Below are 15,868 nucleotides of genomic sequence, written 5' to 3'. Positions count from 1 at the left end.
GAAATGGGTGGTGGTCACTTTCCATTTTAACCTACGACAGTAGCAATTTGGAGGGCTGCCCTTTGTTTACGTTCATCTTAGCTAGCCCCCCATTAACAAGAAAATTGTGTATCCCCAAAATGCCGTCAGGACGCAGAACTGGCGGCTTTTTGCTGTCTTCGGGCAGAAGCGGCAGACCAGCCGTAATTACGGGGGAATTCGCTTAACCGGAATCGGGCAACGGCCCGGTAAGCTCACTCCGGATTAACCGGAATATTGAATATTGCCGCTTGGGGACAGGGCGGGTAAGGTTGGGGCATGCAGCAATTCAATCCACCAGAGGAGGTCCGGCATGAAGCCAAACTCATTAGACGCAACCGGAAATCAGGCTGTCAGCGCCGCAACGGCTCCCGCCAGAAAGGTTCCATTTTGGAGAACCCAGCGGTTTGCGCTTAACGTTCCGTTGTGGACGATGTTTGTGCCCGTTGTGGCATTTTATCTGATTTTCAAGTACACCCCCATGGCGGGGCTGGTCATCGCCTTCAAGAACTACAATTTCCATGACGGGATTTTCGGCAGTCCCTGGGTCGGTCTGGAGAACTTCCGCAATTTGTTCACTCAGGCCCAATCTGTCCAGATTATCCGCAACACCTTAATGCTGAGCTTGTTATCCGTGTTCATCAGCTTCCCCTTCCCCATCGCTCTGGCCATAATGCTGAATGAAGTCAGAAAGATGTGGTTCAAGAAAATTGTGCAAACCCTGGTGTACCTGCCCTACTTCTTCTCCTGGGTTATTGTCGGCGGTATCGTCATTACCCTGTTCGCCCAAAGCGGTGTCGTCAACAGCGTGATGGGAAGGCTGACGGGAGCGGAACCCTTCGCCTTTCTGTTTAAGGAATGGTCGTGGATCTCCCTGTTTCTGGGTTCGGGCATCTGGAAGGATACGGGCTTCAACGCCATCATCTATCTCGCAGCCCTGACCACCATCGATCCCAGCCTGTATGAAGCCGCCGGTATGGACGGCGCAGGCAAGTTCAAGCAGATGTGGCATGTGACCCTGCCGGGCATCAGCCCCACCATTGTGATCATGCTGATCCTGGCCATGGGCCGTGTTATGGAGGTGGGCTTCGATCAGATCTACGTGCTGCAGAACCCCATCGTCTCCAATATATCTGAGGTCATCAGCACCTACATTTACCAAATCGGCCTGCAGGGCGGCCAATTCAGCTTGACCACTGCGCTGGGTTTGTTCGAATCCCTGGTTGCTTTCAGCCTGGTGATCCTGACCAACGCCATTGCCAAGCGCTTTAACAAATCCCTATGGTAGACGGAGGCTTACAATGAAATACACAACGGGAGAAAAAGTCTTTTATGGCGTCAACTACTTCCTCTTATCCTTGGCCGGCCTCATCTGCCTGCTGCCGCTTCTCAATCTGGCCTCCGTCTCGCTGAGCGGCAAGGATGCGGTGCTCTCCGGCTTCGTCACCTTCTGGCCGGTGGATGTTACTACGGAATCCTATAAGCTGCTGTTCGACGGCACGCCGATTGTGAATGCTTTTTTTAACAATGTGAAAATTACGGTGGTGGGTGTGGTCCTGAGCATGATCTTCACCGTGTTCGCGGCGTATCCCCTGTCCCGGAGCTGGTTCTACGGGCGTCGTTATCTGACGCTGGTGATTGTGTTCACCATGCTGTTCAACGGCGGTCTGATCCCCACCTATCTAGTGATCAAGCAGCTGGGCCTGGTGGATTCCTATGGCGCCTTGTGGCTGCCTGCCCTGGTGAGCACGTACAACATGCTGATCATGCGCTCCTTTTTCGAAAGTATACCCGACGAACTGGTGGAGGCCGCCCGGATGGACGGTGCGGGAGAGTGGAGAGTGCTGCTGCGGATTATGCTGCCGCTGTCTGTGCCGATGATCGCCACCATCGCTCTGTTCTATGGAGTGCATTACTGGAATGCCTTCTTCAACGTGCTGATCTATATGAACAGCGCCGACAAGTACAATATGACAGTGCTGATCCAGCAGATGATCAAAAGCCAATCGGTGCTTCAGGAGCTCAACATGATGAATCAGGAGGAGGTCAGCAATATTACACCGGAGGGCATCAAGGCGGCGGGCATTATGATTATGGTGATTCCCATGCTGATTGTGTATCCGCTTCTGCAACGTTACTTTGTTAAGGGGGTGATGATTGGGGCCATCAAGGGGTAGAAGTCTGTTCGGAGGAAAAAAAGACAAATATATATTCATGGAGATCCATTCCTTCCCGGATATGGGTGACTTGGATGCTCAGACAATTTTGCCAGCTTTGATTATAATTGATTTTCCAAGGTTTCAAAGCTGACAAAAAAACTCGCCCTCAAGTCACACCATATCCTCCCAGTCATTCCTCCCGAATATTTGTCAAACATTTTCATCCGCCAGACTCTGCGGAGTAAAGAAAGAGGAATTAGAAAACGAGCAAAACAAGCCTTACTGTACTACAATAATGAGGACATTAAGGGAGGTCATTACAGATTATGAGTAAAAAGACATGGTTGAAAACCACCGCCGTTACTGCCGCTGCCGTTACGTTAGCATTAACTGCCGCCGCTTGCGGTGATGACAATAAGGGTGCATCCGATACCAGCCCCAACGCCAGCAGTGGGACATCCAGCACGGCTCCGGCTAAACGCGGCTCCATCAGCATTTCCCTGTACGACCGGGGCACAGTCCCTGCCGAAGAAGGCACCATGGATAATAACCGCTGGACCAAGTGGGTCAACGAAAACGGCCCTAACGATGTGAAGTATGTAACCGTTCCCCGTTTCGAATCCCTGCAGAAGTTTAACGTGCTATTTGCCTCTGGCTCCGCGCCGGACCTGATCTTTGAATACGATACCGCTTATCAAGGTCAGCTTTACAACCAGAAGCAGCTTTTGCCCCTGGATGACCTGATCAACAAAAGCAGCAAGGAATACAAAGCGGTGCTGGAGAAATATCCGGCCCTGAAAAAGGCAGGCACCATGGCTGACGGCAAACTTTACACCGTAGGCCGCCCGATGGATGTAAACCCGCAGCATTACCTTTTTATCCGCAGCGACTGGTTGAAGAAGCTGAATCTGAAGACCCCCACCACCCCGGCGGAGCTGCTTGAAGTAGCCAAGGCCTTCACCACCCAGGACCCGGACGGCAACAGCAAGGCGGATACCCAAGGCATCGGATTGAGCTTCGTTTCCGGTATTGTGCTTAACCATATGTTTGGAACCGGATTCACACTGTTCGGCACAGACCAGGTTCCGTGGATTCTGGAAAATGACAAGGTTGTTCACAATTGGGACCGGATTAAAGCAGCCATCGGCTTCCAGAAGGAGCTGTACGAGTCGGGCGTTGTTGATAAGGACTTCGTAACCGACAAAAACGGCGAGAAGCAGAAGCAGGCCTGGATTACCGGCAAGCTGGGGATTTACGGCGGCAACGGGGCGGATATTACCATCTACGAAACCCTGAAAAAGAATGTGCCTACAGCTGAAATTGCCATCATCCCGCTGCCAAAAACCGAATTCGGCCAGTTCAGCCCTCTGTCCAGCAACCCCATCCAAATGACGGGGATGGTCAACGCGGCTACCAAGGACCCGGAAGCGGTTATGCGCCAAATCGACTTTATGGTCACCGAGAAATTCACCAAAACCATCGAGTTTGGCATGGAGGGTGTCCACTATACGCCTACCAGCAACGGCTGCGCCCAGGTCATCGATGCTGACAAGAACAAGAAGGAGCGGGACTACAACCGGGATATGAACATGCTTCAGCCTATCGTCGGTCCTTGCTACGGTTTGGACAACAAGGTGAATCCGACTCCTACCGAGAAGGAGCTGGGTGAGCTGGTGAAGCAGGCCAGAACCCTGTACATCAATGAAAAAGCGCCGATGGTGGGCATTACCCAAAAGGCATACCTGCCCAACCTGCCTCAGGACTTGGTTACCATCAACACCAATGCCAACAAGACCATTCTGGATGCAGCGAACAAAACCATTGTCAGCGGCAAAAGCTACAGTGTGGACCAGTTCATTACTGACTCCAAGGCAGCCTGGGAAAAAGCGGGCGGTACCAAGGTGGATGATTTCTACGCCAAGTGGTACGACGAAAACAAGGGCACCGCGATCCTGATGGCGGATATCTACAAAATGGCAGCAGCCCAGAAGAAATAAACCATCAGCATGATGAGCCAGAAGGGCGGACCGCAGGGTGCGCCTTTCTGCTGCACGTAAGGAGGAGCAAGGATGAACAGTGAAGTAAAGGCAGTTCTGGAGCGCAGCTTTGAGGCGGCTCTGCACGAGGCCGTGCTGGAAGAGGGGCTTGTCCGGTATGACCGGCCTGGGCATACGCGCCAGGTTGCCCATTTGCCTTATTGCCATGAGGGGCGTTACTCAGCCGGATATTATACCTTCGGAATGCTAACCGGACAGCTTCCGGCTGAAAAGGGGCTGGAGATTCTGCAGGCAGTGGCGGCGCTGCAGATTACCGACCCGGCGCATCCCCACTACGGAGGCTTCCGTTGGTATCGGGAAGAGGCGGAAATCCAGGACTCCAACGCGGCGTTTTTTATCCTGATGCCGCTGGTGACAGTGCGGTTATGCGTTCCGGATGTTTTTCCCGCAGAACATGTGGAGCTGATGGACCGGATGCTGGGCCATGCCGCTGTCTGGTTCAGCCACGAATGCGCCCATCCCGAAATTTATTACCCCAATAAGATTATGAGCGACGGGGCTATGTTGTTGGCTGCATCCGTACTGTCGGGGGAGGAGCACTACGCCCGGGAGGGTGTGGAGTTCTTCCGCCGGTGGGAGGATTATACCGCTCGGCGGGGCTGGGGCTGGGGGGAAAACCTGAGTCTGGTATACCAGAGCGTTATGATGAATGCGCTTCGGATTGCCATGCGGGCCATTGGCGGCAGGGATGAGGAGCTGACCGGACGGCTAGCCGCCAGGATGGAGGAACTGAAGGAGATTCTCCGGTTTCATGCCGGGGAAGAGATTGTGCCCGCCATCCGGAGTTATAACTTCAAGGGCGAAACCATCCGCAAAAGCCTGCTGTGGGCGGCAGCGGGAGTACGGGATTTTGCCGATATGAGCGGTGACACCTTCAACCTGAATGATCTGGTTTCCTTGCTGCTGCTGGAGCCGGAGCTTGCGGCGGGGATCCGGGCACAGGAGGAGCAGTTACTGCCGCGCGTCCGGGAGGAGAGGGTGTTTGACGATGCTCGCGCCTACAGCTGGATCGGCGGGAATGTCCGCTTGGGCAGCCTAAGCCGTTTTCCGGTGATTCCGGGCTCGTATCAATGGCCTACCTGGGGTCTGGGGTGGCAGTCCTTTCCTGTAAGCTTTAGCGTAAAGGACAAACAGGTGTCGTATCTGCGCTGGTATGTGGACGAGGGGGAGTCCATCCGCACCCATCCTACGCATGATTTCCATGGCGGATATCTCAGCCCGGCATTATTCAAAGAAAGCATTTATCCGGACGTACAGACGGTTTCCTCTCAGCGGGAAAATGCGGCGCTGGTGCTTCGGAGCATGAACCGGGTGAACAACCAGGTGAAGGAGCTGGCGGATGAGTGGGTGGTCCATCGTTTCGACGGGGTGCTGGAGACCATTGCGACTGAAGCCGGAGGTCGGATGTGGCATGTGCTGCGTTATCCCCATGCCGCCGTTGCAGTAACCGCTCTGCTGGGATTGGCTGAGGAGGATGCGGAGAGAAAGCAGCAGCCCGTGGCTGTGGTGATGGACGGGGACACCCTGAGGCTTCGTCAGGTGCTGAGCTCCCGGGCGGAAGCGGCCCGGCTGGAAAGCTGGAGACTGGAGGCCGGCTGGGCAGTGGTAGCTGTGGACGGGGAAGACGGTGTGGAGGTGCTGGAAGCGTATCTCAACCGGTATACCATCCGCGATGTGACGGAACCGGAGGCGGAGGTGCCGCGGAAGATGGCGGGGGCTATGCCCAGACGGTGCACACTTTTGCTGGATGGCCAGCCGGTTGTGGAGCTGTACGCCGATCCGTACCACATTTTCGCGTAAGCCGCCCCGCGTGAAGAGGCAGGAGGACGTGCCCGGAAGCTGGGTGCGTCTCTGCTGGGGCGGGGGGGGGGGAGGCTCGAGGGACGGGTTATACTCGAAAAACCGAGTATAAAGTGCCTCAGGGGGGCCAAGTAGCGGATTATACTCGAAAAACCGAGTATAAAGTGTCTCAGAGGGGCTGAAGTGGTGGATTATATTCGAAAAATCGAGTATAAAGTGCCTCAGGGGAGCCGAAGTGGCGGATTATACTCGAAAAACCGAGTAGAAACCGCCTCAGAAGGTCCGGGGGCGGAATAGGGATGGGCCAAAGTGGCGCATTATTCTTGAAAAACCGAGTTCAACGTGTCCCCGTGGGGCGTAAAGCTTAAATATTCAAAGGAGAGTGAATTATGGTTACTAGCACCAAACCAGTCAAGCAGTCTTCCATTTTACGCATGTTTGTATGCGCTTTCTTATCTGCGCTGATGCTCTTGACCGGCTTTGCTCCAATTTCGGGTTTTGCTTCAATTTCCGGCTTCAAACCCATGTCCGGCCTTTCGCTGCAAACTGCGTCGGCGGCAACAGGCAACGTCCTGGCCGATACCTTCGATGCTGCGGCCATCGGCGGCAAACCCTCCGGCTGGAGCATCGCCTCCTATCCGGAGATTGCTGTGTCCGTCCAGGAGGTGGACGGTCATCCGGGGCGGGCTTTGGCATATGCCCAATCCGCCAAACGCAGCGCCACCTATACCATTTCACGCTCCTTCACCGGTGCCACACCCAAGAGTGTGCTGACCTACCAGTTCCGGGCAGAGCAGACTAATGCTGTGATCTATCTGCCCTACATCAACGCGGGCACCGTCAATCTGGCTCAATTCGCCCTAAACGGCGGGAAAATCTCCTACATGAAAGCGGGCGCCAGCGCCTGGACCGGGCTGGAGGACTATCAGGCAGGCACCTGGTATAACATTCGCATCGCGTTGGATACGGAAGCGGGTACTTATGATTTTTACATTAACGATGTGCAAAAGCTGTCCGGGGAGCCGTTGAAGGCCAAGGGCACCTTTGACAAAATGTCCATGGGCTTCTACAAGGACAGCATCGGTACTGTCTATTTTGACGAGTTCCATGTCTACTCCTACAAGAAATTGGAAAACGTTTCCTTCTCCAAGGAGAGCTACGATATTGCCGCCAACACCAGCCAACCGCTAGAGCTGGTCTTCCATCCGGCTGACGCCACCAACCGGAATGCCGTGTGGACCTCCAGCCATCCCGAGGTAGCGACGGTTACGAACAGCGGAGTGGTAACGGCTCTTACGCCAGGAGAAACCGTAATTTCCGTCTCACCCGAGGAGCTCGCCGGAAATCCGCCGGCAACAACTGTGGTACGGGTGTTTGCGGAGCCGATCAGCTCCATTGATATCGGGACGGTGGCAGCCGGCGTGCCTGTTGGCTCACGGGTCCTGCTTCAGGCTGCTATCCTGCCTGCCCATACCACAGACCAATTTATCACATGGAGCACCTCCGACCCGCAAATTGCTACCATTGACCATTATGGCGAATTAACGGGCGTTTCCGCTGGCAAGGTGAAGGTGTATGCTACCAGTCCCAACGGATTGGTGCGCGGGGAAACGGAAGTAACGGTAGTGGCCCGCAATGTGGCGCACCGGCTGTATGTATCCCCGAGCGGGGCGGATACCAACCCGGGTACGGAGGCGGCTCCTTACCAAACCATTGCCAAGGCACAGGAAGCGGTACGCGCTCTCAAAAACGGCATGGCCGGGGATGTTGAGGTTCTGCTGCGGGGCGGCACCTATGTGCTGCCGGAGGTGTTGACCTTTACGCCGCAGGACTCGGGTGAAAACGGGTATTTTGTCACCTACCGGAGCTATCCGGGGGAGGAGGCGCTGGTAAGCGGCGGCAAGAAGGTAACCGGCTGGTCGATGTACGATGCGGAAAAAGGCATTTATTCCGCCGATGCTGCCGGTCTGCGGACCCGCCAGCTGTTTGTTGACGGTTTCCGGGCTGTCCGGGCTTCCAGCACAGGTGGATTGACCAACCCCGACAAAACAGATGTGGGTTATACTTCCGATGACCCGGAACTTGCCGCTTTTGCCAAACCTGATGATCTGGAATTGGTTTTTAACGATTTGTGGACCAATTCCCGCGTAGGTGTTACATCAGTTTCACTCACCTCCGAAGGAAAAGCGCAGCTGACCTTGGACCAGCCGGCCTGGGACACGGTCCGTAACCGTGGATTAACCTCCGCTACCGTTCCCGTCACCTACGAAAATGCTTTGGAGCTGTTGAATGAACCGGGTGAATGGTATCTGGATGAACAGGCGGGCAAGCTGTTTTACAAACCGCGCGCTTGGGAAAATATGAGCACCTCGTCCATTGTGGCACCTGTGTTGGAAAAGCTGCTCGACATCCGTGGCGAGTCGGCAGATAACCCCGTCCGCAACCTGGAATTTCGCAATCTGCATTTCAGCTACACCACCTGGATGCGGCCCAGCAGCGAATACGGCCATTCCGATGCCCAAAATAACTATTTGCGCTACTCCGGAACACCGGATTATATGCCGGATGCGGCTATTGATTTGAGCTATGCCAATACAGTCAATTTTGAAGGCAATGATTTTTCCCGGCTGGGGATTACCGCTGTGCGGATGAAAACGGCGGTGCAGAACAGCCTCATCCGTGCCAACCGCTTCTATGACATCTCCGGCAACGCCGTCAGTGTGGGGGAGCCCAACAGCTCTGACCGGGAAAACTACAATCCGGCGGATCACCGGAAGATCATGAAAAACAACGATGTGGTCAACAATCTCATCCACGATATCGGGGTGGACTATAAGTCGTCGTCGGCTATTTCGGCGGGTTTTCCCGAGTATATGGATATCAGCCACAATGAAATCTACAACATCCCTTACAGCGGCACGCATATCGGGTATGGCTGGGATAAGCTTTTTACCCCGGTGCTGCGGAATGTGAGGATTGAAAACAATTTTATCTACGATCTGATGGGCAAGGGTCTGCGGGACGGCGGAGCCATCTACAGCCTGGGGGCTTCCGGTGGAACGGCGGAGAACAAGAACCTGGTGAAGGGCAATTATATTCGCAACCAGATGGACGACAGCGCAGCACTGTATGCGGATGAGGGCACCACGTACTGGCGCTATGAAAATAACGTCATCGATCTTTCCGAATCGCCACCCTGGCATAGCTCCAAACGATGGGCCCAGGCCTACAAGGCCAGCATCCATAACCTGGATCTGGTGAACAATTATATGACGGAGTCTGTTTTTGTTAATAACGCCATTGATGTTTATGAGTCCGGCAACCAAATGGTAGCAGACGGACAGTGGCCGGAGGAAGCGCGCAGCATTATGGCCAGGGCGGGGCTGGAGTCCGCTTATGCGGGTGTAGTCCGTGGAGAGGTGCGCCGTTGGTCGACGGAGCGGCTGGATCTGCCGGTTGGCGGAGGCGGGCAAGTTGTGGTGGAGGCAAGGGACGGCAAGGATATGCCCCAGAGCCTGGATAGCAGCACGATCTATTATGAATCGATGAATCCTTCTGTGGCAGCAGTGGACGCCTCCGGGCGGGTCAGCGGGGTTTCGGTGGGCAAAACAGCGGTCCTCATCCATATCCTGAATGCATCCATGCTGCGTACACTGGAAGCGGAGGTGACGGTGGGGGACACCTTGTCCGAGGTGGAATTGAAGGATGTGGCAGGCCATGTTTTGGCGGTGCGCTCCGGTACAACCCAGTCCCTTGAGGTTTTGGGCAAAACCTTCTTCGGCAATACGGTGGAGCTGGGCAATGCGGTGTTTGCCGTATCCGATCCTGCAGTCGCCTCCGTAACGGAGGACGGTGTTTTGACTGCGCATGGGGAGGGTTCCACGATCATGACGGTGAAGGGAGAACGGCTGGGCGAGGAAAAAACAGGTATTTTCCACGTGCGGGTCTGGAATTACGGGGATACGGCAGTGTCGGGTCTGCAGGAGGAAATCTCCGGTGTCGATGACTGGTATGTGTATCCAACGAATCAAAATGTCAGCGCGGGTGATGGTTCTATTACCATCAGCACACCCAACACCGGCCACGGCATTTACCGGGGAAGGCAATACCAGAACGAGCTGCTGGATTTCGATCTGACGATTAACGGAACGACAAGCTGGTATGCTCTCCTGTTCGGCAAAAAGAGTGATACCGCCAGCTACTCCAACGATGACAACTATCTGGTGGTGGTCAGTTCCGGAGGCATTGAGCTCCAGCGTTACAACGGCACGGCACGGACAGTGATTTACGGCAATATCGCGGGACACACCAGTCTCGCCGGGGATGCGATTCCCAATACAATGCTGCCGTTTAATACGAAGAAGCATGTGGAATTGGGAAGCATCGAGGAAGCGGATGGTGTCCGGCTGATCTTCAAAGTGGACGGTCAGGAGGTGTTCAATTATCTGGATACGGCCTCCAATGCGCTTCGCGGTCCGGGTTACTTCGGTCTGATTGCCCGCTCGGGCAGTTTGACGCTGGGTGAAAGCGCTGTTGGAGCAGACCGGTTGGCCGGGCTGGTACTGAGTGGTCCTGAAACGCTTAAGGCAGGGGAGCACGGACTGGTGCAGGCAACGGGTGTAGATTGGAGCGGTAAGGCTGTGCCGGCTCCTTCAGGTGTGGTGTATACCAGCAGCAATACGGTGACGGCATCTGTTTATGAAAATGGTGTGGTGGTGGCGCATTCGCCTGGCACCACGGTTATCTCAGCAGTGTACGGAGCGGGCAAGGCTTCGCATCTGCTGACGGTGCTGGCAGCGGAACCCGGCGGTGGTGCGGGTCCCGGCGAACCTCCCGTGGATCAAGCAGGTCCGCAATGGCCCGTGGGGGCCAAGCTGGATTTTCCGGCTGACGGCATCGGGCAGGAGGCGGTAAGGCTGGAATGGCCGGCTGCGGCGGATGTAAGCGGAGTGGCGGAGTACCGTATCCGTTTGGGTGAACAGGTATTGGATACGGTCACCGGCTCCGTGTATCAGTATTTGGCCTCGGGCCTGAAGGCGGGGACCACGTATACCTACGCCGTTATTCCTGTAGATCGAAAGGGTAATGCGGGTGAAGCCCTAACGGGAAGTGTGACCACCAAAGCGGCGACAACTCCGGGTAATCCGGGCAATCCCGGGAACCCCGGCAGCCCTGGAGATGATGATTCTGAGGAGCCTGCCGGGACAGATCACCCGCAGACAGGGGGCGGGAGTGGTCAAGTCCCCGTGTCGGTAACCGCTGAAGGGATTGTGCTGGATGCGGCTTCTTTGAACGGGACTATCGAACAAACGCCGGAAGGAGGAACCGTCACAGTGCTGTCGTTGTCCTCCACGATTCTGGAGGCAGCGTTGGGAAAACTCGGCAGCACCGAGGCTGTTGACCGTCTGATCGTAGAAGTGCCGGATAGCAGTGCAATCAGGCTGGAGCTGCCGGCTGCTGCTTTACAGAAGGCTGGCGTCCAAGGCGGCAAGTCGACGCTGTTCATCCGAAGCAGCTCCGGTTCCTATGAGCTGCCGTTGGCTGGAGCTGCGGAGCAACTGGCTTTGCTGGCAGGGAGAGAAAATGGGACGCTTCGTGTCCATATAGGACTAGTTTCAGCCCAATCTAAGACTCATCAAATGGCTCAATCCGCAGCGGCGGAAACAGGCGGCAAACTCATCAGTGTTCCTGTAGAGTTCAAGGTGGATATGGTAATAAACGGACGGAATTTGGAATTGACATCCTGGAAGGAGTATGTAAGCCGGTGGCTGCCTCTTACCCAGGATGTAAATCCGGCTGCCGCCACAGGAGTTCGTATTGATCCGGCTACAGGCAAGCTTTCTTTTGTACCGGCGGTATTTACTCAACAGGACGGAAAGCCGGCAGCGGAGCTGAAGCGCAAGGGCAACAGTCTGTATGCAGTGCTGGAGCTGTCCAAAACCTTCAGCGATATGAAGGGACATTGGGCCAAGCCGGAGGTGGAGCTGCTGGCCTCCAAACTGGTGATAAGCGGAACAGCGGAGGATCAATACACGCCCGATGGGCTTGTCACCCGCGCTGAATTTGCCGCGATGCTGACTCGTGGGCTTGGGTTGGACCCGGCCGCGTACTCAAAAACAACCTTTGTTGATGTGGCAGCTTCCGATTGGTACGCAGAGGCCGTTTCTACAGCTGTGGAAGCAGGGCTTGCCGATGGTTTCGAAACCGGAGAATTCCGGCCGACAGAGCACATTACCCGGGAGCAGGCGGCTGTGATGGCGGCCAGGGCTGTTGCTGCGGCAGGCAGTCATATGTCCGGCGCAGGGCAGCGGGAACGAGCCGCCTACATTGACGAGGCGCAGATTTCCGCTTGGGCCAAGGAGGCCGTAGCGCAGATGAGCGGAGCGGGGATTTTTAGCGGGCGGGACGGGAGCAGCTTTGCTCCGGAAGCAGCCATTACCCGTGCAGAAGCAGCGGTGGTGGTGAAACGCCTGCTGCAAGCGGTAGAGTTTATGAATTAAGAAATTGAGCAGCACGTAGCAAAGGAGCAGCACGTAACAAAGGAGCAGAACACAACAAAGGAGTAGCATAAAATCCAAGGGGCTTGCAGCTGCGCAAGCCTCTTGGTGTTGTGAGAAGAGGAATGACTAGTGGAAGACCGGAAAAATCGGAGGAGCGGGGATTGGTGCTGAGGGTACAAGTAACTGGGGTTGCGAATCGAATAGATCGACGGTGTGGGAGAGGGCGGGGCTCGGATCGAATCTACTAAAATACCAATACCATGCGGCTCCACACCGTTTGGTGGGAACGTTGGAGCTATATGCGATGGGGAAATGAGGGCCGCCTAGAATTTTTCTCAGAAAATCCACACTTGAACCCGCATTTTCCCTTCCAACGATGGTCGCTGGGCTGCTCCAGAATTCTAACGGCGGCCAGCGCCGTTATTTCCCCCCAAAAGCCACTTCCCAAAATCTAACGGCGGCCACAGCCGCTATTCGAGGGAAAAAGGGAGCATTTTCCCTAATACGCAGCATATAAGGTCTCTCCGCGCCGTTAGAATCTGAGAACCCGGTTTTTTTAAGGAATAAGGGCCGTAGCTTCCGTTAGAAAAACGACGATCAGAAAGTTAGAAAAACGGCGACCAGAAAAGCACCGGCCGGAATGCAACGACCGGAAAAACAACCAGCCGGCATGCCCAAAGGCGTGCCGGCTTTTTGCTGTAGCTGGATCTTGCTCCGTTTGTTACAACACCACTTCCACCTGAACGTTTGTTCCGGCGGGATAAACCGGCAGCACGTTGCCGTCAATCAGCCGTCCGTCCACCCGGATCTCCTTCACACCCTTGCAGGAGCGGCTGGTGTTGGTGACGGTAATGTGGTACTCGCAGCCGCGGAAACGGCGCTTGGCGGTGAACCCTTCCCACTCGGAGGGGATACAGGGGTCAATGCGCAGGCCCTCCAGGTCCGCTTTGATGCCCATAATGTATTGGGTGGCGGCTACATACATCCAGGCGGCGGTGCCTGACAGCCAGGACACGTTGGCCAGACCGAATTTGTCGGACTCGGGACCGAACAGGTTGGAGGCGTAGACATACGGCTCGGCTTTGTAGCGGTTCAGGCCGGCTTTTTCCATGGCCACTTGGGGAATGAGCTGCCGGTAATACTTATACGCCTGGTCGCCCCGGCCCAGCATACATTCCGCAATAATCGCCCAGGTATTGGCGTGGCAGAAGACAGCTCCATTTTCACCCGTACCCTTGTTGTAATTGGTAAGCGGGTCCGCCGGATCAGGGAAGGTGGTGATGGACGGATGCAGCTTTTTGATGCCCAGCTCGGTGTCCAGCATCTCGCGCACGCTGTCCATGGCTTGGATGCCCTTGGACTCCTCCGCCATACCCGACAAGGTGGCCCAGGTTTGGGAGTTGAGCCAGATTTTCGCTTCATCATGAATATCGCTGCCCAGGAAACGCCCGTCGTCCATCACGGCGCGCCGGAACCATTTACCGTCCCAGCCCAGTGTATTCACCAGCTCCTGCTGCTCCGCATACATCTTGCGATAGCCTTCCACATCCTCAGGATGTCCGGCCAGAACAGCCAGGTCCTGCATCTTCAAAAGAACGGTGCCCAGCTGCATGGCCGTCCAGATGCTTTCGCCCTTGCCCTTGCGGCAGACGCGGAACAGCTGGTCGTTCCAGTCGGAACGCAGCATCAGCGGGAAGCCATTGGGCCCCAGCTTGGAGGCGGTGAAATCGATGGCGCGCTTCAAGTGGCCGTAGATGGTATCCTCTCCGCCATCATAATAGGGCACGGTTTCCTGGAGGAAGGAGGCGTCCCCGGTTTCGGCAGCCAGGTCCCACACAGGTAGGGCGGTCCACAGATGATCGTCCGAATGGATACTGGTGACTGGCTCCCAACCTTCCGTGGGGAAAAAATAGTGGTTGACGTGCCCGTCCTGGTATTGTTGACCCAGCAGCAGCTTGATCTTATCCTTGGCCCGCTCCTGATCGAAGGGGATCACAGACAAAATATCCTGAGCAGTGTCCCGGTAGCCCACTCCGCGGAAGGTACCTGTGGCGTAGAAGGAGATGTTCCGCGAAAACTGGAAGTTCCGCTCCGCCTGGTACGGATTCCAGATGTTAATCATCCGTGAAGCTTCCTCATCCGGCAGCTGGCATTCCAGCTTGCCCAGGTAGTCCGCCCAGTTGGCGGTGAGGGCGGCGAAGGATTTGGCGACGAAGTCCTTTTGCCGGGAATGGTCCAGCGCTGCTGCAATCTCCTCTTCGGTCATGGCGCAGCCGAGGAACATGTTTAGTGTCCGGGTTTCGCCGGGCTGCAGGGTGACCTGGAATTGAAGCGCGCCGCAGGGGTCGCCGCCCAGCAGAGTGGAGTTGGTGCAGCCGTCTCCTTCGATGGCCTCCGGATTGGCTTCACTCCGGTAGGTCCCGATAAATTCGTCCCGGTCCCCGTCATAGGCATACAGCGGAGCATCCGAGGCGAAATAAACCAGTGGGGTTTCGTCGGGTTTGGGCTGATTTTCCACACCGTATTTGTAGACCAGCGCTTCCTTGTCGAGATAGGTCACGGATACCTGATGCTTGTTATAGCACTGCCATTGCAGCTCCCGCATAAATTCCATCATGCCAAATTCGGCATAGGCGAACACATTCAGGGATTTTGCGCTGCCGCTGTTGTTGGTCAGGGTCAGGTTCCAGATCAGCGAGTTTTCGTAGGGGCCGACGAAATAAACGGTCTTCGCCGCCAGGCCGTCCCGTTCCGCTTCAAAGCGGGTGTAGCCCATACCGTGGGCGCTTTTCCAGGAAGCAGGACGGGCGTAAGCCGGCTCGTTAGTTGGGCACCAGTATTCCCCGTTGTCCCGGTCCTGCAGGTAAATGTAAGGTCCGGAGCGGTCGGTGGGCAAATGGAAGAACCGGTAGCGGGTGATCCGCCAGATCTGCGGAGACTTGTAGAAGACTACGCCGCCTCCGGCTTGGGACATCATAGTATGGAAGGTACCGTTGGACAAATAGTTCATCCAGGGCGTCGGGGTATCGTGACGGAGAAACTCCACTTCTTTTTTGTCGTCGTGGAAGCGGAAGGTTTGTTCCAGCGGTTGATGGGTGGGCTTTTTCATGGGATCGCTCCTTTTGTGGTGTCCCCCGGAGACGTTAACGGAACTCAGCGGCTCTTAGCGGTCGAAAATGGCATGTTCCGTTTTGTAACGGAACTTAGAGACCGTTAAACCTGTATAGGGCGGTTTTGCGGACCAAGTTTGTCCTCTAAGAGCCGGATAGTTCCGTTAGAAAATCCGAAGGATGTAAAATGTCGTGTAAGAGTCGGATAGTTCCGTTACAGGCAG

Annotated in this window: 6 protein-coding genes; 5 read left to right on the top strand and 1 reads right to left on the bottom strand. The window is 55.6% G+C overall.

Features of this window, described 5'->3' with window-relative positions; genetic code table 11:
• Window positions 1–331: 331 nt before the first annotated feature.
• From ACI1P1_RS14615 to ACI1P1_RS14595, 5 genes are all read left to right on the top strand, one after another.
• Complete coding sequence (locus ACI1P1_RS14615) at window positions 332–1,306, top strand: ABC transporter permease (protein ID WP_416217130.1); 975 nt, start codon at window positions 332–334, stop codon at window positions 1,304–1,306.
• A 13-nt stretch (window positions 1,307–1,319) separates the two neighbouring features.
• Entirely contained in the window at window positions 1,320–2,195 is an 876-nt protein-coding gene (locus ACI1P1_RS14610; RefSeq protein ID WP_416217129.1) for a carbohydrate ABC transporter permease, read from the top strand.
• Window positions 2,196–2,503: 308 nt separating this feature from the next.
• Window positions 2,504–4,174: an extracellular solute-binding protein gene (locus ACI1P1_RS14605; RefSeq protein WP_416217128.1), complete on the top strand. Its 1,671-nt coding sequence runs from the start codon at window positions 2,504–2,506 to the stop codon at window positions 4,172–4,174.
• A 72-nt stretch (window positions 4,175–4,246) separates the two neighbouring features.
• The gene (locus ACI1P1_RS14600) at window positions 4,247–6,034 is read left to right on the top strand and encodes a hypothetical protein (RefSeq protein WP_416217127.1); all 1,788 of its coding nucleotides are present in this window, start codon (window positions 4,247–4,249) and stop codon (window positions 6,032–6,034) included.
• A gap of 389 nt (window positions 6,035–6,423) precedes the next feature.
• Entirely contained in the window at window positions 6,424–12,534 is a 6,111-nt protein-coding gene (locus ACI1P1_RS14595; RefSeq protein ID WP_416217126.1) for an S-layer homology domain-containing protein, read from the top strand.
• Window positions 12,535–13,255: 721 nt separating this feature from the next.
• Here the strand turns inward: ACI1P1_RS14595 and ACI1P1_RS14590 are convergent.
• Entirely contained in the window at window positions 13,256–15,643 is a 2,388-nt protein-coding gene (locus tag ACI1P1_RS14590; RefSeq protein WP_416217125.1) for a GH36-type glycosyl hydrolase domain-containing protein, read from the bottom strand.
• Window positions 15,644–15,868 lie beyond the last annotated feature (225 nt).

Origin of the sequence: Paenibacillus mesotrionivorans (assembly GCF_046098205.1) — a bacterium.
Classification (GTDB): Bacteria; Bacillota; Bacilli; order Paenibacillales; family NBRC-103111; genus Paenibacillus_AR; species Paenibacillus_AR mesotrionivorans.
Note: the sequence above shows the minus strand (reverse complement) of the source record. Positions and strands in the feature narration are given on the sequence as shown.